20 protein-coding genes are annotated in these 20,840 nt (G+C 73.7%); 9 read left to right on the forward strand and 11 right to left on the reverse strand.

Features of this window, described 5'->3' with window-relative positions:
* Window positions 1-57 precede the first annotated feature (57 nt).
* The 4 genes from infB to rimP all read right to left on the reverse strand — a co-directional run bounded on the left by infB (window position 58) and on the right by rimP (window position 5,081).
* A complete protein-coding gene (gene infB, locus IEY98_RS18620) occupies window positions 58-3,084 on the reverse strand; it encodes a translation initiation factor IF-2 (protein ID WP_189211666.1) in 3,027 nt (1,008 codons plus the stop codon).
* Between the two features lie 90 nt (window positions 3,085-3,174).
* On the reverse strand, window positions 3,175-3,531 hold the full coding sequence (locus IEY98_RS18625; protein WP_308425898.1) for a YlxR family protein: 357 nt from the start codon (window positions 3,529-3,531) through the stop codon (window positions 3,175-3,177).
* Between the two features lie 21 nt (window positions 3,532-3,552).
* Window positions 3,553-4,566 (reverse strand): transcription termination factor NusA, encoded by a 1,014-nt coding sequence (nusA, locus tag IEY98_RS18630; RefSeq protein WP_189211668.1) that lies wholly within the window; start codon window positions 4,564-4,566, stop codon window positions 3,553-3,555.
* On the reverse strand, window positions 4,563-5,081 hold the full coding sequence (gene rimP, locus IEY98_RS18635; RefSeq protein WP_189211669.1) for a ribosome maturation factor RimP: 519 nt from the start codon (window positions 5,079-5,081) through the stop codon (window positions 4,563-4,565). Before rimP ends, nusA begins: the two co-directional genes overlap by 4 nt.
* A 203-nt stretch (window positions 5,082-5,284) precedes the next feature.
* Here rimP and IEY98_RS32715 point away from each other — a divergent pair, with 203 nt between their 5' ends.
* Window positions 5,285-5,716 (forward strand): hypothetical protein, encoded by a 432-nt coding sequence (locus tag IEY98_RS32715; RefSeq protein WP_229787018.1) that lies wholly within the window; start codon window positions 5,285-5,287, stop codon window positions 5,714-5,716.
* Between the two features lie 11 nt (window positions 5,717-5,727).
* Complete coding sequence (locus tag IEY98_RS32720; protein ID WP_229787019.1) at window positions 5,728-6,162, forward strand: ferritin-like domain-containing protein; 435 nt, start codon at window positions 5,728-5,730, stop codon at window positions 6,160-6,162.
* Window positions 6,163-6,615: 453 nt separating this feature from the next.
* Here the strand turns inward: IEY98_RS32720 and IEY98_RS18645 are convergent, their stop codons facing one another.
* Window positions 6,616-7,308, reverse strand: a complete 693-nt coding sequence (locus tag IEY98_RS18645; RefSeq protein ID WP_189211670.1) for a hypothetical protein — start codon at window positions 7,306-7,308, stop codon at window positions 6,616-6,618.
* 169 nt (window positions 7,309-7,477) lie between these two features.
* Window positions 7,478-8,524, reverse strand: a complete 1,047-nt coding sequence (locus IEY98_RS18650; RefSeq protein ID WP_189211888.1) for an aminotransferase class V-fold PLP-dependent enzyme — start codon at window positions 8,522-8,524, stop codon at window positions 7,478-7,480.
* Between the two features lie 24 nt (window positions 8,525-8,548).
* On the opposite strand from IEY98_RS18650, the gene IEY98_RS18655 reads away from it, so the two are divergent.
* Window positions 8,549-8,953, forward strand: a complete 405-nt coding sequence (locus IEY98_RS18655; protein ID WP_189211889.1) for a YjbQ family protein — start codon at window positions 8,549-8,551, stop codon at window positions 8,951-8,953.
* On the opposite strand, the gene IEY98_RS18660 is transcribed toward IEY98_RS18655, so the two are convergent.
* A complete protein-coding gene (locus IEY98_RS18660) occupies window positions 8,938-9,864 on the reverse strand; it encodes a YhgE/Pip domain-containing protein (RefSeq protein WP_229787020.1) in 927 nt (308 codons plus the stop codon). The two genes, IEY98_RS18655 and IEY98_RS18660, sit on opposite strands and share 16 nt — an antisense overlap.
* 107 nt (window positions 9,865-9,971) lie before the next feature.
* Here IEY98_RS18660 and IEY98_RS18665 point away from each other — a divergent pair, with 107 nt between their 5' ends.
* Window positions 9,972-10,712 carry an HAD family hydrolase gene (locus IEY98_RS18665; RefSeq protein ID WP_189211671.1) on the forward strand — a complete coding sequence of 247 codons (741 nt, stop codon included), beginning with the start codon at window positions 9,972-9,974 and terminating at the stop codon, window positions 10,710-10,712.
* Here the strand turns inward: IEY98_RS18665 and IEY98_RS18670 are convergent.
* Both IEY98_RS18670 and mtnA read right to left on the reverse strand, forming a co-directional pair.
* On the reverse strand, window positions 10,709-12,457 hold the full coding sequence (locus tag IEY98_RS18670; protein ID WP_189211672.1) for a proline--tRNA ligase: 1,749 nt from the start codon (window positions 12,455-12,457) through the stop codon (window positions 10,709-10,711). The genes IEY98_RS18665 and IEY98_RS18670 overlap by 4 nt on opposite strands.
* Before the next feature lie 70 nt (window positions 12,458-12,527).
* Entirely contained in the window at window positions 12,528-13,475 is a 948-nt protein-coding gene (mtnA, locus tag IEY98_RS18675) for an S-methyl-5-thioribose-1-phosphate isomerase (protein ID WP_189211673.1), read from the reverse strand.
* A gap of 39 nt (window positions 13,476-13,514) precedes the next feature.
* On the opposite strand from mtnA, the gene IEY98_RS18680 reads away from it, so the two are divergent.
* The 4 genes from IEY98_RS18680 to IEY98_RS18695 all read left to right on the forward strand — a co-directional run bounded on the left by IEY98_RS18680 (window position 13,515) and on the right by IEY98_RS18695 (window position 18,264).
* Window positions 13,515-13,877: a VOC family protein gene (locus tag IEY98_RS18680; RefSeq protein ID WP_189211674.1), complete on the forward strand. Its 363-nt coding sequence runs from the start codon at window positions 13,515-13,517 to the stop codon at window positions 13,875-13,877.
* Between the two features lie 206 nt (window positions 13,878-14,083).
* Window positions 14,084-14,806, forward strand: coding sequence for a YaaA family protein (locus tag IEY98_RS18685; protein WP_189211675.1), 723 nt, complete (start codon window positions 14,084-14,086; stop codon window positions 14,804-14,806).
* A 248-nt stretch (window positions 14,807-15,054) separates the two neighbouring features.
* Window positions 15,055-16,014, forward strand: a complete 960-nt coding sequence (locus tag IEY98_RS18690) for a serine protein kinase RIO (protein ID WP_373292407.1) — start codon at window positions 15,055-15,057, stop codon at window positions 16,012-16,014.
* Between the two features lie 249 nt (window positions 16,015-16,263).
* Window positions 16,264-18,264, forward strand: a complete 2,001-nt coding sequence (locus tag IEY98_RS18695) for a DEAD/DEAH box helicase (RefSeq protein WP_229787022.1) — start codon at window positions 16,264-16,266, stop codon at window positions 18,262-18,264.
* 64 nt (window positions 18,265-18,328) lie between these two features.
* On the opposite strand, the gene IEY98_RS18700 is transcribed toward IEY98_RS18695, so the two are convergent.
* Window positions 18,329-18,937, reverse strand: a complete 609-nt coding sequence (locus tag IEY98_RS18700) for a hypothetical protein (RefSeq protein WP_189211677.1) — start codon at window positions 18,935-18,937, stop codon at window positions 18,329-18,331.
* A 52-nt stretch (window positions 18,938-18,989) separates the two neighbouring features.
* On the opposite strand from IEY98_RS18700, the gene IEY98_RS18705 reads away from it, so the two are divergent.
* Complete coding sequence (locus tag IEY98_RS18705; protein WP_229787023.1) at window positions 18,990-19,598, forward strand: TetR/AcrR family transcriptional regulator; 609 nt, start codon at window positions 18,990-18,992, stop codon at window positions 19,596-19,598.
* Here IEY98_RS18705 and cobA read toward each other — a convergent pair.
* Window positions 19,572-20,795, reverse strand: coding sequence for a uroporphyrinogen-III C-methyltransferase (gene cobA / locus IEY98_RS18710; protein WP_189211678.1), 1,224 nt, complete (start codon window positions 20,793-20,795; stop codon window positions 19,572-19,574). The genes IEY98_RS18705 and cobA overlap by 27 nt on opposite strands.
* Window positions 20,796-20,840: the final 45 nt, after the last annotated feature.

Raw genomic sequence — 20,840 nt, forward strand, 5'->3', positions numbered from 1 at the left:
TGAGGGTGTTGGTCGGACCGGGGGCGCTCCACGGGTGGAGCGCCCCCGGTCGGCTGACTACGACCGCGGCTTCTCGCGCATCTCGTAGGTCTCGATCACGTCGTCGACCCGCAGGTCGCCGTACGAGCCGAGGGTGAGACCGCACTCGAAGCCCTCGCGGACCTCGGTCACGTCGTCCTTGAACCGCCGCAGCGTGCCGACGGTCAGGTTCTCCTGGATGACGACGTTGTCGCGCAGCAGGCGGGCCTTGGAGTTGCGCCGGATCTCCCCGGACATCACCAGGCAGCCCGCGATCGTGCCGACCTTCGAGGACTTGAAGACCTCGCGGATCTCGGCGCGGCCGAGCGCGACCTCCTCGTAGATGGGCTTCAGCATGCCCTTGAGGGCCTGCTCGATCTCGTCGATCGCCTGGTAGATGACCGAGTAGTAGCGCACGTCGATGCCCTCGCGGTTGGCCAGCTCGGTGGCCTTCCCCTCGGCGCGGACGTTGAAGCCGATCACGATGACGTTGTCGGCGATCGCGAGGTTGATGTCGCCCTCGGTGATGCCGCCGACGCCGCGGTGGATGACCCGCAGCTCGACCTCGTCGCCCACGTCGATCTTGGTGAGCGCGTCCTCAAGGGCCTCGACCGTACCGGAGTTGTCGCCCTTGATGATCAGGTTGAGCTGGCTGGTCTCCTTCAGCGCGGAGTCCAGGTCCTCCAGGCTGATCCGCTTGCGCTTCTGCGCGTTCTGCGCCGCCCGGGTGCGGGCCGCGCGCCGCTCGGCGATCTGCCGGGCGATGCGGTCCTCCTCGACGACGAGGAACGTGTCGCCAGCGCCGGGCACCGACGTGAAGCCGATGACCTGGACCGGCCGCGACGGGTACGCCTCGGTGACGTCCTCGTTGTGCTCGTCGACCATGCGCCGGACGCGGCCGTAGGCGTCACCCGCCACGATCGAGTCGCCGACGCGCAGCGTGCCGCGCTGGACCAGCACCGTGGCCACCGGACCGCGACCGCGGTCGAGGTGGGCCTCGATCGCCACGCCCTGGGCCTCCATCTCCGGGTTGGCCCGCAGGTCGAGGGTGGCGTCGGCGGTCAGCAGGATCGCCTCGAGCAGACCGTCGATGTTGATCGCCTGCTTGGCCGAGATGTCGACGAACATCGTGTCGCCGCCGTACTCCTCGGCGATCAGGTTGTAGTCGGTCAGCTGCTGGCGGATCTTCTGCGGGCTCGCGCCCTCCTTGTCGATCTTGTTCACCGCGACCACGATCGGCACGTTCGCCGCCTGGGCGTGGTTGATCGCCTCCACCGTCTGCGGCATGACGCCGTCGTCGGCCGCCACCACGATGACCGCGATGTCGGTCGCCTTGGCGCCGCGGGCACGCATGGCGGTGAACGCCTCGTGACCCGGGGTGTCGATGAACGTGATCGCCCGCTCGTTGCCGTCGAGCTCGGTGACGACCTGGTAGGCGCCGATGTGCTGGGTGATGCCGCCCGCCTCGCGCTCGTGCACGTTGGAGGAGCGGATCGTGTCCAGCAGTCGGGTCTTGCCGTGGTCGACGTGGCCCATGACGGTCACGACCGGCGGCCGCGCCTGCAGGTCGTCCTCGTCACCGGCGTCCTCGCCGTAGGTGATGTCGAACGAGTCGAGCAGCTCGCGGTCCTCCTCCTCGGGGGAGACGACCTGCACGTTGTAGTTCATCTCGGAGCCGAGCAGCTCCAGGATCTCGTCGGAGACCGACTGCGTCGCGGTGACCATCTCGCCGAGGTGGAACAGCACCTGCACCAGCGACGCCGGGTTGGCGTTGATCTTGTCGGCGAAGTCGGTCAGCGAGGCGCCTCGGGCCAGCCGGATCGTCTCGCCGCTGCCCTTGGGCAGGCGGACGCCGCCGACGCTGGGCGCCTGCATGTTCTCCATGTACTCCTGGCGCTTCTGCCGCTTCGACTTGCGGCCGCGCTTGGAGGGTCCGCCGGGACGGCCGAAGGCGCCAGCCGCGCCGCCGCGGCCACCGGGGCCGCCACCGCCGGGACGGCCGCGGAACCCGCCGCCACCACCGGCCGGGGCGCCTGCGCCACCGCCGCCGCCACCGCCGCCACCGGGACGGAAGCCACCGCCGCCGCCACCGCCGGGACGGAAGCCGCCACCGCCGCCACCGCCGCCGCGGAAGCCGCCTCCACCGCCGCCGCCGGGGCCGCCACGGCCACCCGGGCCGCCACGACCGCCGCCGGGGCCGCCGCCAGGACCGCCGCGACCGGCGCCCGCGGGACGCGGGGGCCGGGGCGGCATCATGCCGGGGTTGGGCCGGGGCGGCATCATGCCCGGGTTCGGGCCGCCGGGACGCGGACCGGCGGGCCGGTCGCCGCGCGCGGCGGCCGGACGCTCGCCGCCGGGACGCGGGCCGCGCTCCTGCCGGTCGCCGCCACCCGGGCCAGCCGGGCCGGGACGGGGGCCGGAGGGACGCGGCGCGGGCGCACCGGCGCCGACGCCGAAGGGGTTGTTGCCGGGCCGCGGCGCGCGCGGACCGGGCTTGGGCGACTGCGGCCTCGGCGGCACGACGGCGCCGCCGGGACCGGTCTGCGCCGGGGGCTGCTGCTTCGGGCCGGGCCGGGGGCCGGGCGCCGGAGCGGGCTTGGTCGGGCTCGCCGGACCGGCGGCCGCGGCGGGCCGCTGCTCGCGGGCGGGCTCGCGGACCGGGGCCTGCTGCTGCGGCTCGGGCCGGGGACCGGGCTTGACCCCGGGCTTGGGGCCCTGGTTGGCCGGGCCCTGGCTCGCCGGACGCGGTCCGGGCGCGGGCGCGGGCTTGCTCGCCGCGGGCGCCGGGGCCGAGGCCGCTGCCTGCGGCTGCGGGGCCGGGGGCCGGGGGCCGGGCTTGACGCCCGGGCGGGGGCCGGGCTTCACGGCGGGCTTGGCCTCGCCGCTCGCGCCGCCCTTGTCGCCCTTGCCCTGGTAGGTGTCGCGCAGCCTGCGCGCGACGGGCGCCTCCACGGTGGAGGACGCCGACTTCACGAACTCGCCCATGTCCTTAAGACGGGCGAGAAGATCCTTGCTTGTGACGCCGAACTCCTTGGCGAGTTCGTGCACGCGGGCCTTGCCTGCCACTGCTCTCCTCATCTGGTGAGGTCGGCGGGCATGGGTCCCGTCGACCTCGTCCTAACGTCGCGCGTTCATGTCTTCAGCTTCACGGCTGACTCATGACGGGTCGACCTGCCTTCTGTCCTTCACAGCGGCGCGGGAAGATCCCGCGCCTGCACGGCCTGCGATCCGGTCGATCTCCGACCGGAGGCCCTCGACGCCGACCGCCCCCGGGGCCCGGAGGGCCCTGGGGAACGCGCGCCGCTTCTCGGCCTTGGCCAGACACTCGGGCTGGGGGTGTATCCACGCCCCCCGACCGGGCATCCGCCGCCGCGGGTCGGGGATGGCCTCCCCGTCCGCGAGCACCACTCGCAGCAGTTCCGTGTCCACCGCCCGGGTGCGGCATCCGACGCAGGTCCGCACCCGCTGGGCTGGACCGGGACGCGCGGAAACCGGTTCCGGACGATGAACCACGGGAAGTCTATCTCGTTTCGTTCAGTCAGCCGAACCGGATACCGGCCCGGCCTGGGCGCCCGCCGCCGCGTCGCTACGGATGTCGATGCGCCAGCCGGTCAGCCGGGCCGCCAGCCTGGCGTTCTGACCTTCTTTTCCGATGGCCAGGGACAGCTGGTAGTCCGGCACGACGACCCGCGCGGTCTTCGCGCGCTCGTCGACGACCGTGACAGAGACAACCTTCGCGGGCGACAGGGCATTCCCGACGAAGGTCGCCGGGTCGTCCGACCAGTCGATGATGTCGATCTTCTCACCGGCCAGCTCGCTCATGACGTTGCGCACGCGCGCGCCCATCGGGCCGATGCACGCGCCCTTGGCGTTGACGCCGGAGACCGTCGACCGCACGGCGATCTTCGAGCGGTGCCCGGCCTCGCGGGCGACCGCGGGGATCTCCACGGTGCCGTCGGCGATCTCGGGCACCTCCAGCGCGAACAGCCTGCGCACGAGGTTGGGGTGCGTGCGGGAGAGGGTGATCTGCGGGCCGCGCGCGGTGCGCGAGACGCCGACGACGTAGCACTTGAGCCGCGCGCCGTGGGTGTAGGACTCACCGGGGACCTGCTCGACGGCGGGCAGCACGCCCTCGGTGTCGCCGACCTGGACCACGACCATGCCGCGGGAGTTGGCCCGGGTGTCGCGCTGCACCACGCCCGCGACGATCTCGCCCTCCTTGGCAGCGAACTCGCCGTAGGTGCGCTCGTGCTCGGCGTCGCGCAGCCGCTGCAGGATGACCTGGCGGGCGGTGGTCGCGGCGATGCGGCCGAAGCCCTCGGGGGTGTCGTCCCACTCCTCGGCGACCTCGCCGTCGGGACCGGGGGTGAAGGCCAGCACCCGGACCACGCCGGTGCGCCGGTCGATGTCGATGCGGGCGTGCGGCTGGTGGCCGTCGGTGTGCTTGTACGCGGTGAGCAGGGCGGTCTCGATCGCCTCGATCACCGTCTCGAACGGGATGTCCTTGTCGCGCTCGATGGCCCGCAGCGCCGCGATGTCGACGTTCACCGCGCGTCCTCCTCCGTCCCGGACGCCCGACCCTCGAGCATCGCCATTTCCGCCACCGGCGGCTGTTTGAACTCCACCTCGACGACGGCCTTGGCCACGTCGGCGTAGCGCACCGCGCGCAGCGCGCCGTCGACCAGCATCTCGACCTCGTCCTCGCCCGCCGCGCCGACCCGCCCCACGAACTCGGGCCCCTCGTGCGGCCGGACCTTCACCAGGCGCAGCCGTGCGCGCCGCCAGTGGCGCGGCCTGGTGAGCGGGCGGTCGGTGCCGGGCGAGGTGACTTCCAGGGTGTACGGGCCGCCGAGCACCGCGTCGTGCTCGTCGAGCACGGCGGAGACCGCGCGGCTGACCTCGGCGACCTCGTCGAGGCCGACGCCGTCGTCGCCGTCCACCACGACCTTGACCAGCCGCCTGCGGCCCGCCTGCTGCACGTCGAGCTGCTCGAGCTCGAAACCGGCTGCGGCGACGGCCTGGGCGACTATCGGCTCCAAGTCGCGTTCTTGCTGGTTGCCCACGTGGACGGCGCCCCCTGTTTCTGGTCGGCCTTGCGGTTGTCGGCCGGTCGGCGGTACCGCACGCCGACCGTGGTCGCCTAGCGTATCTCGCCCGCGCGGAGAGGGCCGCCGCAGGCGATCAACTCGTCTCCGGCATGGTCGGACTCGGCGACCTGGCAGGATGACTTTCCGTGAGGATCAACTCCGGCGTACCCCGGCGGACTGTGCTAGTGGGCGTCGCGCTCGGCGCGGCCGCGGGCTGCACGGACCCCGGCCCGCCGCCCCCGCCCGACCCGCTGGCCGCCCTGGCCGACCGCGCCCGCGCCGACGCCGCGCTGGCCACCGCGATCGCCTCGGCCGTGCCGTCGCTGGCCGAGGGCGCCGGGGAGGTGGCCAGGGTGCGCGGCGAGCACGCGACCGCGTTGAAGGCCGAGGTGGAGCGCGAGCGGCCGCCGGTGTCGACGACCGCGTCCGCGCCGCCCACCACGCCGCCCGCGGCGCCCAAGGACGAGAAGGCCGCGCTGAAGGCGCTCACCGACGGGCTGACCGCGGCGCAGAAGGAGGCCGCAGGCCTGGTGCCCGCGCTGCCGAGGTACCGGGCCGGGCTGGTGGGATCGGTCACGGCGGCGTGCGCGAGTCTGCGGGAGGTGCTGTGAGCCAGCCGGGGATGCCTCAGGAGACGGTGGCGGCCGTGCAGGCCGCGCTGGGTGCCGAGCACGCGGCGTTGTGGGTGTACGGGCTAGTGAGCGCGTTCCTGCCCGCCGCGTACGACAAGGCGCTGCGCGAGGGGGTCGCCGAGCACCGCGAGCGGCGGGACGCCACGGCCGAACTGCTGGCCGCGGCCGGGATCACCCCCGCGCCCGCCGAGGCCGCCTACGTCCCCCCGGAGCCGGTGGAGGACGAGGCGTCGGCCGCGAAGCTGGTCGCCACGGCCGAGACGGACGCCACAGTCGCGTGGCGCGCCGTGCTGGAACGCTGCGACGACAAGGCGCTGCGCGAGTCCGCGCTGGCCGCCCTGACCCAGTCCGCGATCCGCGCGACCCGCTGGCGCCTGGCCGCCGGGAGCGACGCGGCGGTGCCGTCCTTTCCCGGTCAGCCCTGACCGGTGCTCAGATGGTTTCCCGCCATGAAGTGCAGCGGATAGTCCCGGAGAAGTCGGCGCAGGTCCGGACCGCACCGAGGCTGGGGCTCGCCAGCGAGTACTGACTGGTGCCCGACACCACCCACCGCTTCCCCAAAGGCCCCGACCAGCGCCCATTGGCGGCTTCGTCGAGCGAGGACGCCGTGTCGATCCAGACCGTGTCATTGAGACGAACACCGCTGATCCGGCCCCACCAGCACGAACCGGAGTAAGGGGTCGACAGCGGCTCGACGGATCGGAGCTGAAGGGTCCCGTAAGGAAGTCCAGAACCGGTCCGGTGGGTGTAGGCGGGCCCGAGGTCGTCGGATCCGAATCCCAGTCCCCAGGTTGAATGGCCTGGGGAAGATGATCATCTCTCGGGCCGGGGTGCGCAGCCACCAGGTGAGTGAGGCCAGGGGTGGCCTGAGTCACTTGTCAGCCGCTCGATGTGTACTGCTGCCCGTAACGGAGCGCGTCCTCGCTAACGGCTGTGAGGAACTCGTCTTGGGCTTTGGAGCGATCCCCGGTCGGCGCCCAGTCGGACTCGACGATGATCAAGTACTTGCCGATGAGCTGCGAGTGGTAGCCACCGTGGCCGAGGCCGTAGGTCAGATCGATGCCGGGCACGTCGACCATCCCCGCGATGATCGGGTCGGTGACGTTGCCCGTGTTGTCCGACTGGGCGATCTCATGGAGTTCCGCCGCCTGGTCGGAGGCGTTCATCTCCACCACCGCGACCCAGGTGTAGATCACCTCCTCCGAGCCGGACGGGACGACCCCCTCCTGCTCAGCAGGGCTGCTGGTGTAGAGGCTGCGGGTCAGCCTGACACACGGGTGCTCTTGGAAGAACTCCTTGACCTTGCCGCGGGAGTTGCCTGCGCAGTCGTCGTCGACTTTGGGCTCGCGCATGTCCGCGTGCGGGGTGAACGTGAAGCGGCCGTCGGGCACGCTCTGGACGCCGGTCTCACCCGCACCCGGGTCCGTGCCGCCGCCTCCCCCGCCGTCGCTCTGCAGGTAGGCCCAGAGGAAACCGGAGATAACGGACACCGCCACCAAGCCGGCGATACGCATTGCCCAGACGGCCGCGGGGTTGCTCGGGGGCGCGGGCGGCGCGTCCTCGAACGACACCGGCTCACTGCGACGCGGCTGCTGGTTCTGGACTCGCGGAATCCACTCGGTCTGACCGGGCCCGTGCTGAGCTGGCCCGTGAACCTGCTGGGGTCGCCAGGGGGGCGGAGGGCCGGGGCGCTGGGGGGCGGACACGGGCAACCACGGTAATCGGTGTCCCCCGACCGTGTCAGATCGACTCGGAGATTTGTCCGTTTCCCCTGGTCAGCGCGCTGATCGCGCGGTCGAGGTCGTTCTCGTCGGAGTACAGGTGGAAGGCCAGCCTGGCCCGGCCCGCCCGCGTGGCGCAGCGGATCCCGGCCTCGGCGAGGCGCTCCGCGACGCCCTCGCCCGCGATCGAGACGATGGCCGAGCCGCGCGGCGGCAGGCCGAGGGCGGCGAGCAGGGCGTCGGCGAGGCCGACGGCGTGGTCGCGGACGGCGGCCAGGTCCAGGCCCGCGATCCAGGGCAGCGCGGCGGCCGCGCCCGCCTGGGCCAGCCACGCGGGCGAGAGGTCGTAGGCGCGGGCGTCGGGGGCCAGGCGCAGCGGGAGGTCGTAGACGGTCTTCCACGGGTCGTCCCCGGCGTACCAGTTGGCCGCGACGGGCAGCGTCCAGTCGGCGGCCTCCGGGCGCACCGCCAGCCACGCCGAGCCGCGCGGGGCGAGCAGCCACTTGTAGCCCGCGCCGACCACCCAGTCCGCCCAGGCAAGGTCGTGCGGGAACCAGCCGAGGGACTGGGAGACGTCCAGCAGGACGCGGGCGCCGCTCGCGCGCAGGCCGTCGAGGTCCACCACCGCGCCGTCGGCGGACTGGACCACCGCGACGGCCACGAGGTCGAAGTCCGCGGCGCGCTCGGCAAGCCGGTCCAGCGGCGCGGCCGTGACCGTCACCCCACGCGCGGCCTGGGCGGCGAACGGGAAGGACACGCTGGTGAACTCGCCCTCGGCGACGAGCACCCTGGCGCCGTCCGGCACGCCCGCGGCGACCTGCGCGACCAGCGGCGAGACGCCCGACCCGCTGGCCACCCGCTCGACCGGGACGCCGATCAGCTCGGCGAAGGCCGTCCGGGCCTGGCGGACCGGGAGGTCGTAGTCGGGAGCGTCGGCCTGGCCCGCCGCCCACCTGCTGACGGACGCGGCGACGGCGTTGGCCGTGGTGAGGGTCGGGATGCCGAGGGAGGCGGTGTTGAGGTAGCCGGGCGGGACGTCGAACTTCTCTCCGAAGGCGGTGCGCACGCCACCCACCCTAGGCTGGGCGGCGTGCGAAGCGAGGAGATCGAGATCCGCACCGGCGCGGCCGAGGTGGTGCGCGACCTGACCGACGAGTGCGCCCGGTTCGTCGACGGCGAGGGCGACGGCCTGCTGCACGTCTGGGTGCCGCACGCCACCGCCGGTCTCGCGATCGTCGAGACCGGCGCGGGCAGCGACGACGACCTGCTGGCCGCCCTGCGCGACCTGCTGCCGAAGGACGACCGCTGGCGGCACCGGCACGGCTCGCCCGGACACGGCCGCGACCACGTGCTGCCCGCCTTCCTGCCGCCGTACGCGACGATCCCGGTGCTGGGCGGGCGGCTCGCGCTGGGCACCTGGCAGTCGGTGTGCCTGGTCGACACCAACGTCGACAACCCCGTGCGCAAGGTCCGGCTGAGCTACCTGGCGGGCTGACGCGCCGGGATCGCGAGCGCGGCGAGCCCGGCGACGGCGATGCCGCCGAGGACGAGCACGCCGTGGAGCACGTCCGGTGCGTCCGGCGTGCCCTGCAGGAGGCTGCGCAGCCCTTCGGTGGAGAACCGGAACGGCGTCCACGACCACAGCAGGGCGCGGTACACCGGGTCGAGCAGTTCGGGCACCGTGCCCGCGACCGCGGGCGCGATCAGGTAGAGCGGGCCGAGGACGCCCAGCGCCCGGATGCCCAGGAACTTGAGCAGCGCGCCCTGGACGGCGGCGAAGGCGACCCCGATCAGCAGCAGATAGCCCAGGACGTCCCAGCCGAGCGGCACCGTCGAGTCCCACAGCGCGGTCAGGCCGACGACCGCGCCCGAGGCGACGACGGCGACCCCGCCCACGAGCGCCATCCGGTGACCGGTCGTCGGCGCGACGCCTTCCCGCCTGCCCAGCAGGAACAGCCCGGCGGACGCGGCGAGCCCGCCGATCCACAGCAGCGCGCTCGCCGCCAGCGGGATCGTCCGGCCCGCGGCCGTGGCCGGGTGCAGCGTCTCGACGGTGAACGGCACGCCCGCCGCCTGGGCGACGCCGGTCATGACCTGCTGGGCGAGCTGCGCGCCCGCCGGGTTGACCGCGCCGGAGACGACGACCGTGGCGGGGTGGCCGAGTTCGAGGACGCCGTAGACCTCCTTGTCGAGCAGGAGCTCCCGGGCCTCCTCCGGGCCCGCTACCCGCCACCGGACCGCCTCCGCGCCGCGGGCCGCGATCTGCTCGGCGCCGGGCCCGGACACGGCCAGCGGCACGCCGTCGGGCCGGACGCTCGCCTGAGCGCCGAAGGTGAGCAGGCCCAACACGGTGGCGACGACGCCGCCGAGCAGGGCGACGGCCGCGACCAGGCGGCTTGGGGACATGGCATCCTCCCGTTGTTCATCAGTCGTTGAATTACGGTAGGCGGCCGGGACGGATAAATCAACAGGCGTTGAAAACGCAGTGCGGGCAGACGTCCGGTCATGCCACGATGGGCAGCGTGACCGATCCTCGTGTTCCCGGCCCCGACCTGCTCGTCCTGTGGGACATCGACCTGACCCTGGTCGACTACAGCGGCATCGGCCGCGACTGGTACGGCCAGGCGATGACCGCTGCCCACGGCCTGCCCATCCGGCACGTGCCGACGTTCCCCGGGCGCACCGAGCGCGCGATCACCGCCGAGCTGCTGGAGGCGCACGGGATCGCGGTGACCGAGGAGACCGTGCAGGCGCTGTTCGTCGAGCTGGTCGCCATCGCCGACGCCGCCCGCGCCGACATGCCGACCCTGGGCCGCGCGCTGCCCGGCGCCGCCGCCCTGCTCGCCGCGCTGGCCGAGCACCCGGGCGTCGTGCAGTCACTGGTGACCGGCAACCTGCCGGAGCTGGCGGTGTGCAAGCTGGAGGCGTTCGACCTGCACCACCACCTCGACTTCGAGGTCGGCGGCTACGGCGGCGTCTCGCCCGACCGGCACGAGCTGGTCAAGACCGCCATGGAGGCGGCGAGCGCGAAGTACGGCACCGACTTCGAGCCGGGCCGCGTCGTCGTCATCGGCGACACGCCCCACGACGTCGCCGCCGCCCTGCACCACGGCGCGATCGGCGTCGGCGTGGCGACCGGGCGCTCGTCGGTGTCCGAGCTGCGGGACAGCGGCGCGCACCTGGTCCTCGAGGACCTGTCCGACACCCCGGCGGTGCTGGCCGCGCTGGTGGGCGCGGCCAGCCGCACGGCCTAGCCGCGGACGAGGCCCAGCAGCGTCGGGACGACCTCGTCCACCGGGACGTCCTGGCGCTCGCCGGTGCGGCGGTCCTTGACCTCGATGACGCCGTTGGCCAGCCCGCGGCCGACGACCACGATGGTCGGCACGCCGATCAGCTCCGCGTCGGCGAACTTGACGCCGGGGGACGCGGCGCGGTCGTCGAAGAGGACGTCGAGGCCCGCGGCGGACAGCTCGGCGGCCAGCTTCTCCGCGGCGGCCTTCTGGGTCTCGTCCTTGCCCGCGACCGCCAGGTGCACGTCGTACGGCGAGACGTTGCGGGGCCAGATGATGCCGCGCTCGTCGTGGCTCTGCTCGGCGATCACCGCGACCAGGCGGGAGACGCCGATGCCGTAGGAGCCCATGGTGACGCGGACGGGCTTGCCGTCCTTGCCCAGGGCGTCGAGGGAGAACGCGTCGGCGTACTTGCGGCCGAGCTGGAAGATGTGGCCGATCTCGATGCCGCGCGCGGCCTCCAGGATGCCGGAGCCGTCGGGGGCGGGGTCGCCAGCGCGCACCTCGGCTGCCTCGATCGTGCCGTCCGGGGTGAAGTCGCGGCCCGCGACCAGGTCGATCACGTGGTGGTCGACCTTGTCCGCGCCGGTGACCCACGCGGTGCCCTCGACCACGCGCGGGTCGACGAGGTAGCGGACGCCGTTGTCGAGCAGCGCCTTGGGGCCGATGTAGCCCTTCACCAGGAACGGGTGCCGGGCGAAGTCGGACTCCTCCAGCATCGCGAACTCCGCGGGCGACAGCGCCGCCTCCAGCCGCTTCACGTCGACCTCGCGGTCGCCGGGCAGGCCGATGGCCAGCAGCTCCCACTCCGTCGCGCCCGGCATCCTGGTCTTGACCAGGACGTTCTTGAGCGTGTCGGCCGCGGTGAAGGTGCGGCCGAGCCCGGCGGCGTTGAGGAAGTCGACCAGGGTCTCGATGGTCGGGGTGTCGGGCGTGTGGTGCACCTGCGCCTCGGGCAGCCCGGCCAGCGGGATCGCCGGGGGCGCGGGCGTCACGACGGCCTCGACGTTGGCCGCGTAGTCCGACCCGGTGCTGCGCACGAAGGTGTCCTCGCCGGTCGGCGCCTCGGCGAGGAACTCCTCGGATGCCGAGCCGCCCATCGCGCCCGAGGTCGCCTTGACGACGACGTACTGGAGGCCGAGGCGGTCGAAGATCCGGATGTAGGCAGCGCGGTGGGCCTGGTAGCTGGCCTCCAGGCCCTCGTCGTCGAGGTCGAAGGAGTAGGAGTCCTTCATCAGGAACTCGCGGCCCCGGAGGATGCCCGCGCGCGGGCGCGCCTCGTCGCGGTACTTCGTCTGGATCTGGTACAGCGTGACCGGGTAGTCCTTGTACGAGGTGTACTCGCCCTTGACGGTGAGGGTGAACAGCTCCTCGTGCGTGGGCCCGAGCAGGTAGTCGCCGCCCTTGCGGTCCTTGAGGCGGAACAGGTTCGGGCCGTACTCCGTCCAGCGGTTCGTCGCCTCGTAGGGCTCGCGGGGCAGCAGCGCGGGGAACTGGATCTCCTGCGCGCCCATCGCGTCCATCTCCTCGCGGACGATGGCCTCGATGTTGCGCAGCACGCGCATGCCGAGCGGCAGCCAGGAGTACCCGCCCGGGGCGACGCGGCGGACGTACCCGGCGCGGACCAGCAGCTTGTGGCTGGGCACCTCGGCGTCCGCCGGGTCCTCGCGCAGGGTGCGCAGGAACAGCGACGACATCCTGGTGATCACGGCATGGCTCCTCGGCGGCAGCGGTTGTGCCTGGCAGCGTAGTGACACCGCCGCGGCCAGCGCATTCGGGTTAGAACACGCGCGCCTCGGTCACGATCGCGCTCACCAGGTCGCGCGGGGTGACGTCGAAGGCGTAGTTGAGCGCCCTTGTCCCCTCCGGCGCGACCCTGACCCCGGCGAACGCGGTCACCTCCGCGTCGGCGCGCACCTCGATCGGCACGTCCGCCCCCGTCGCCGTCGCCATGTCCACTGTGGACTCCGGGGCGGCGACCACGAACGGGATCCCGGCCCGGTGCGCGGCCAGCGCCAGCGGGTAGGTGCCCACCTTGTTGACCACGTCGCCGTTGGCGGCGATCCGGTCCGCGCCCACGACCACGGCGTGCACGAGCCCGTTGGCGATCACCGACGGTCCGGCGGAGTCGGCGACGAGCGTGTGCGCCGCGCCCATCTCGGCCAGCTCCCACACCGTCAGCCGCGCGCCCTGCAGCAGCGGGCGGGTCTCGTCGGCGTAGACGTGGCCGAGCGCGTCGCGCTCGTGGAGCGCGCGGACGACCCCGAGCGCGGTGCCCCACTCCACGCACGCCAGCGCGCCCGCGTTGCAATGCGTGTGGATGTTGAGCGGGCCGTCCACGCGCTCCAGCAGCCACTCCGCTCCCCTGGCGCCCAGCGCGCGGGAGGAGGCGATGTCGTCGTCGCGGATGCGCAGCGCGGCGGCGAGCATCGCGTCGGCGCCGCGGTGCTGGAGCACTTGATCGACGCCCCAGGCGAGGTTGACCGCCGTCGGTCGGGCGGCGCGCAGGCGCGCGGCCGCGGCGGGGACGTCGTCGGTCGTCCGCGCCGCCAGGGCGACGCCCAGCGCGCCCGCCACGCCCAGCGCGGGCGCGCCGCGCACCGCGAGCGTGCGGATGGCGTCGATCAGCTCGTCGACGGTCCGCAGGTCGAGCAGCACGACGTCGTGCGGGAGACGGGTCTGGTCCAGTGCCACGATCCGGTCGTCTACCCAGTCCAAGGTGCGCACGGGTCCATATTGTCGGTCCCCCTGGCTAGCGTCGACCGCATGAGCATCGAGTTGGGCGGCGTGACGATCGATTGCGCCAATCCGCGCAAGCTGGCGGAGTTCTGGACCGCCGCGCTGGACTTCGAGGTCGGCGCCGACTACGACGGCGAGTTCCTGTTCCTCACCCCCCGGGGCACCAAGCTCGGGGAGTTGACCGCCGTGGCGCTGCAGCGCGTCGACGAGCCCAAGTCGGGCAAGAACCGGGTCCACATGGACTTCCACGGGGAGGACCGCCGGGCCGAGGTCGACCGGCTGGTCGGACTGGGCGCGACGGTGCTGAACGAGCACACCGTTGAGGGCATGGCGTGGACGGTCCTGGCCGACCCGGAGGGCAACGAGTTCTGCGTCACGGCTGACCACTGACGGCTGAACCACCGGGCGGCTGAACCACTGGATGGCTCAGCCGCCCGGCTGGACCGTACGGCCGAACCGCCGCCCCGCTGGACCGGCGGTCAACAGGCCGCCGGTCGGCCGGATCGCCGGTCGGCCGGATCGCCGGTCGGCCGGATCGCCGGTCGGCCGGATCGCCGGTCGGGTGGATCGTTCGTCGGCTGAATTACGCTGTCCGGGTGCTCGTGCTGCTTCCCCCGTCGGAGACCAAGGCCGACGGCGGCTCCGGCGCGCCCCTGGACCTGGCCGCGCTGTCCTTCCCCGAGCTGAACCCGGTCCGCGACCGGCTGGCGACCGCGCTGGCCGGTCTCGACCCGGCGCCGGCGATGGCCGCGCTCGGCCTGTCCGAGCGCCAGGCCGACGAGGTCGAGCGCAACGCCCGGCTGCGGGAAACGCCGACCATGCCCGCGATCGAGCGCTATACCGGCGTGCTGTACGACGCGCTGGGCTACGGGTCCTTCACCCGGGCCCAGCGCGCGCGGGCCGGACGGCGGCTGGCGGTGGCGTCGGCGCTGTTCGGCGTGGTCCGCGCGGACGACCCGATCCCGGCCTACCGGCTCTCCGGCGGCACCGTGCTGCCCGGGGTCGGCGGCCTGCGCGGGGTGTGGCGGGCGGATCTGGAGAAGACGCTGTCCGCCGCGGACGAGCTGGTGATCGACCTGCGCTCGGGTCCGTACGCCGCGCTCGCGGCGATCCCGCACGCGATCACCGTCAAGGTGGTCACCGCGAGCGGCGCGGCGGTCAGCCACTTCAACAAGGCGCACAAGGGCAGGCTCGCGGCGGCCCTGGCGTGCGCGCCGCGCGAGCCGGGGACGGTCCGCGGCGTGGTGTCGATCGCCGCGGCGGCCGGGTTGCGGCTGGTCCAGGCCGGTCGGACGGCGCTGGAGCTGGTGGTCGGATAAATCGGTTGCCCGGGGTCTCGCCGCCCCGGCAGACTGCGCTCGTGTCCCAGCGGAGTGCTGGGTGGACCAGAGGAGGTGCCGTCATGGGTATTGCCGCCCGGGTGGTCGAGGCACCGGCCCTTCCACCAGCCTCGTCGCGCTGACCTCTTTCCCGGCACGCACAGCCCCGGCGGTCATGGACCGCCGAGGAGGCTGTTCGCCATCACAGCGCGGTGGGGCTCCCCAGACTCAGCTTGGAGAACCCACCAGTGCGAGAGCACGACTTCGCCTCTGCCCACGACGCAGAGGATTTCCCTGACACCCGCCGTCCCCAGCGCATGCGCAGGCGGCGCTTCGACGACGAGGTCCAGCCCACCCGCTCCGGCAGGCTGACCGAGGCCGAGAAGGAACGGCTCGCCCGGGTCCGCGAGGACACCGGCCCCGAGCTGCCCGACGGCGCCGACCGCTGGTCGACCTGGCTGGACGCCGACCAGGGGCCGCACCCCCGGCCGTCCTGGCTGGTGACCGACGGGGCCGCGGCCGACACCGACCTCGGCATCCTCAAGACCGGCAAGGAGGCCGACGTCTTCGTCGTCGAACGGGCAGTGCCCGGCGGCGCGGCCTGCCTCATGGCGGCCAAGCGGTACCGCAGCAGCGAGCACCGCATGTTCCACCGGGACGCCGGATACCTCGAGGGCAGGCGGATGCGCCGCTCCCGCGAGATGCGGGCGATGGCCAACCGCAGTTCCTTCGGCCGCAACCTGATCGCCGAGCAGTGGGCGGTCGCGGAGTTCGCCGCGCTGTCGCGGCTGTGGTCGGTCGGCGCCCCGGTGCCGTACCCGGTCCAGCGCGACGGCACCGAGCTGCTGCTGGAGTTCCTCGGCGACGCCGACGGCCAGGCCGCGCCCCGGCTGGCCCAGCTGCGCCCGGAGCCCGACGAGGCGCTGGACCTGTGGGAGCAGCTGGTCACCGCGATGGAGATCATGGCGGGCCAGGGCCTCACCCACGGCGACCTGTCGGCGTACAACCTGCTGGTGCACGACGGCCACCTCATGCTGATCGACCTGCCGCAGGTCGTCGACCTGGTGGCCAACCCGGCGGGCGCGGGGTACCTGACCCGGGATGTGACTTCCGTCGCAGCGTGGTTCCGCTCCCGCGGCGTGCCGGATTCCCTGGTCGACCCGCAGATCGTGAGCGAGCGGCTGCTCGCCGCCGCGGGACTGGGCTAGGGTGTGGGCGGCGCCCGCGGGTGGTCTGTCCGACCTGGTCGGGTAGGCTTGACCGAGCACCACGAGCGGCGGGCGCCGCTCCCTGCCCGGCCACACCGGCCGCGCAGCGAAAACCATCGCCGCGGATCGCGGCCCGACGACAGTGACCATTGGCGCGACGAATGCGCCGGGCCCGTCCGTGTTCTTTCCGAGGGTTTCATCCGCTCGGGAGTCCTGACGCGACGTGCCACGCGTCCCCGAGAGGACCCCGTGCTTAACCCTGAACTGACGTTCGCTTCCCTCGGCCTGCCCACCGAACTGGTGGACGCCCTCGCGACGGCGGGCATCGACAGCCCGTTCCCCGTGCAGGCCGTGACCATCCCCGACGCCCTCGCCGGGCGCGACGTGCTGGGCCGTGCCCGCACCGGCTCCGGCAAGACGCTGGCGTTCGGCCTTCCCCTGCTGACCCGGCTCGCCGAGGGCGGCCCCGTGCGGCCCAAGCGGCCCCGCGCCCTCGTGCTGGTGCCGACCCGCGAGCTGGCCCTGCAGGTCGTCGACGCGCTGACCCCGCTGGCCCGGCCGCTGGGCCTGTGGTGCCGCGCCGCCGTCGGCGGCATGTCCTTCGTCAAGCAGGTCGAGGCCCTGCGCCGCGGGGTCGACCTGCTGGTCGCCACCCCGGGCAGGCTTTCCGACCACGTCCGCCAGGGCACCTGCGAGCTCGGCGACATCGCGCACGTGGCCATCGACGAGGCCGACCAGATGGCCGACATGGGCTTCCTGCCGCAGGTCCGGGACATCCTGGACCTCGTCGACCGCTCCGCCCAGGTGCTGCTGTTCTCGGCGACCCTGGACGGCGATGTCGACACGCTGGTGAAGTCGTACCTGACCGACCCGGTGACCCACTCGGTCGTCTCCGACGACAGCGACGTCGCCGCGATGGAGCACCACCTGCTGTTCGTGTCCAAGCAGGACAAGCCCGACGTGGTGGCCGAGATGGCCGCCCGCGAGGGCCGCACGATCATGTTCGTCCGCACGAAGCACCACGTCGACCGGCTGGCCGACAAGCTCCGCTCGGTCGGGGTGTCCGCGGGCGCGCTGCACGGCGGCAAGACCCAGGGCGCGCGCAACCGCGTGCTGAGCCGCTTCCGCGACGGCGATCTGCCCGTGCTGGTGGCCACCGACGTGGCAGCGCGCGGCATCCACGTCGACGGCGTCGACCTGGTCGTGCACGTCGACCCGCCCGCGGACTCCAAGGACTACCTGCACCGCGCCGGGCGCACGGCCCGTGCGGGCGAGTCGGGCACGGTGGTGACCGTGGTGACCCACGACCAGCGCCGCACCGTCCTGCGGCTGACCGACCGCGCTGGCGTGTCCCCCAGCACCGCGAAGGTCCGCCCGGGCGACGACGAGCTGGTCCGCATCACCGGCGCGCGCACCCCGTCGGGTGTGCCGCTGGGCCCGGACATCGCCCCCGCCCCGGCGCGCTCCCGCCGCTCGGACGGCGACCGCCCGCGGCGTTTCGACGGCGACCGCCCGCGCCGCTTCGACGGCGGTGACCGTCCCCGCCGGTTCGAGGACCGCCCGCGACGCTTCGACGACCGCAACGGCGCCCCGCGCCGGTTCGAGGACGGCGACCGTCCCCGCCGGTTCGAGGACCGCCCGCGCTTCGAGGACCGGCCGCGCCGCGACGACCGCCCGCGCTTCGACGCCGACCGTCCGCGCCGCTTCGAGGACCGCACCACCACCCCGCGCCGCGCCGAGGACGGCGACCGCCCCCGCCGCTTCGACAGCGGTGACCGACCCCGTCGGTTCGAGGACGGCGACCGGCCGCGCCGCTTCGACGGCGACCGCCCCGCCCGCCGTTTCGAGGACAGCGACCGTCCCCGCCGGTTCGAGGACCGCAACGCGGCCCCGCGCCGGTTCGAGGACGGCGACCGTCCCCGCCGGTTCGAGGACCGCGCCGCCGCCCCGCGTCGGTTCGACGACCGCCCCCGCCGCGACGACCGGCCGCGCCTCGACGGCGACGACCGCCGGTTCGGCAACCGCCCGCAGAGCGGCCGGTTCGAGGACCGGGCCCGCCGCGACACCCCGCGTGAGGGCGGCTTCCACGCCAAGCCCTTCCGGGACGACCACCGCGTGGACGACCGCCCGCGCAAGCCGCGGCACAGCCAGGCCCGGCACGACCGCCCGGCCGACACCCAGCACAGCGACCGCCGCACCCCGCGCGGCTGGCGCGAGGGCGACCGCCGGTCGAAGACCAAGCGCTTCTGAGCCGACGTGACCGGAAGGGGCCTGCCGCAGCGACGGCAGGCCCCTTCCGGCGTCTCCGGGACGGCTAGGCCACCGTCTCGTTCGCGGCGTACGTGTCCCGACACCCCACAGCGCAGAAGCCCACGGTCTTCCCGTCGCGCTCCAAGGTGATCGCGCTCGGGCCCAACCGCACCCGCATGCCGCAGATCGGGTCCCGGACGACGCCGTCCGGCAGGTCCTCATCGGGCCGCTCGGCAGCGCGGTACTCCTCGGTCATGTAGTTGACGACATCCCGGGCGGTCGCGGGCGAGCCGTTCAGCCCGATGTCGCCGTCGGCGATCCCCACCACGGTGATCCACACGTCGCCACCCGCCCGGACGTGGCCCCGCGCCTCGTCATGGCGCCTGAGTGCCGCGCGGACGATGCCCATGCACGGGCGGGACACGTCGGCGCGCCAGGCCTCCGGGACGGTGATCGTCACCAGGTAGGGCGGCGGGTCGTCGACCGGACCGTCCCCGGTGGACCAGGACGCCGCCTCATGGAACAGCACATGGGTCATGCGACGCGCCCGGCGCAGGGTCTCCGGCGGGATCTCGTCGGTGCCCAGCAGGCCGGTGGCGATCCGCTCCGCGATCGCCGTGCGGGCCTCCGGTTCCAGTGCCCCCTGCGGGTAGGTGATTTCGATCAGGTTCACTCGACCACCTCCATTTACGTACACTTGTACCTAAATAGTAGCGTCCCCGCCGGTGGGACGACGAGCGAAGTTCAGCCGCGCCGAGATCGAGGACGCGGCCATCGCGGTGGTCGACGAGCACGGGCTCGGCGGCCTGACCATGCGCGCCGTCGCCACGCGCGTCGGCACCGGGCCGATGACGCTCTACAACTACGTCGACGACCGCACCGGGCTCGACGCCCTGGTGGTCGACGGCGTCCTCCGCGACATCACGATCCCCCCGGCCACCGACGACTGGCGCGCGGACCTGCGCGCCATCGCCACCGAGGTCTGGCAGGCCGTGCGCCGCCACCCCAACGCGATCCCCCTGGTCCTGGCCCGGCGCAGCCATTCGCCGGTCTTCCTGGACGTCGCCGAGGCGCTGGTGGCCGCGCTCGCCCGGTCCGGGCGGACGGGAGCGTCCCTGCTCGCCGCCTTCCGCGCCGTCACGACCCTGGCGACGGCCTTCGCCCAGACCGAGCTCGGCGCGGACAGGGACTCGACGATCGGCCGGTTCCGGGCGCTGCCCGCCGACCGCTACCCGCGCCTGCTGGATCTCGCTGGCGCCGCCCAGGCCAGCACCCCGGAGGCCGAGTTCGACGCGGCCGTGACCGCGCTACTCGACGGGCTGGGGCAGCTCTGAGGCCAGGCCCGCCACCGGGCCGATCACCGTGACGGCGGGCGGCCGGATGCCAGCCGTCACGACATCGTCGGCCACCTTGTCCAGAGTGGACCGCAGCACCCGCTCGGTGCGCATGGTGCCCTCCTGGATCACCGCGACCGGAGTGTCCGGCGACCGTCCATTGCGGACCAGGGTGGCGGCGAACAGTGGAAGCTTCTCCACGCCCATCATCAGCACGATCGTGCCGTGCAGCCGGGCCAGCGCGGACCAGTCGGTCAGCGACGCCGGGTCGTCGGGGGCCACGTGGCCGGACACGACGACCACCTCGTGGGCCACGCCGCGGTGGGTGACGGGCACGTCCGCCAGGGCGGGGACGGCGAAGGCCGAGGTCACGCCGGGCACCACCGTGACCGGGACGCCCGCCTCCGCCAGCGCGATCAGCTCCTCGAAGCCGCGGCCGAACACGTAGTTGTCGCCGCCCTTGAGCCGCACCACGAACTTCCCGGCGCGCGCGTGGGTGATCAGGGCGTCGTTGATCGCCCGCTGGGTCGCCGCGCGGCCGTAGGGGATCTTGGCCGCGTCGATCACCTCGACGTGCGGGGGCAGTTCGTCGAGCAGGTCGCGCGGTCCCAGCCGGTCGGCCACCACGACGTCGGCCTGGGCCAGCAGCCTGCGGCCGCGCACGGTGATCAGCTCCGGGTCGCCGGGTCCGCCGCCGACCAGCGCGACGCCCGCGGGCGGCGCGGCGGCGCGGTCGTCGATCGCGCCCGACCGCAGCGCCGTCAGCAGGCCGTCGCGCACCGCAGCCGAACGGGAGTGCTCCCCGCCCGCGAGCACCCCGACCAACAGGCCCTCGTACGACCCCGTCGCGGGCGTGACCGCCGAGCCCTCCGACCCGGCGTCCGCGCGCACGCAGAACACCCTGGCGCGGTCCGCGGCCGCGGCGACCTCGGCGTTGACCGCCGAATCCGAGGTGCAGGTCAGCACGTACCACGCGGCGTCGAGATCGCCGTCGGCGTAGCGCCGGGGCACCCAGGTGATCTCCCCCGCGTCCGCCATGGCCTGCACGGACGGGGTCACCGACGGCGAGATGACCTCGACCCGCGCGCCCGCGGCGATGAGCTTGGGCAGCCTGCGCTGCGCCACCGTGCCGCCGCCGACCACGACCACGCGCTTGCCCGCGAGGTCGAGCCCGACCAGGTAGTGCTGTTCAGCCATGCGGGTAAGCATGCCGGGTGAACGCGGAAAGACCGCAGCGCGACA

The organism is Actinokineospora fastidiosa (assembly GCF_014648415.1).
Classification (GTDB): domain Bacteria; phylum Actinomycetota; class Actinomycetes; order Mycobacteriales; family Pseudonocardiaceae; genus Actinokineospora; species Actinokineospora fastidiosa.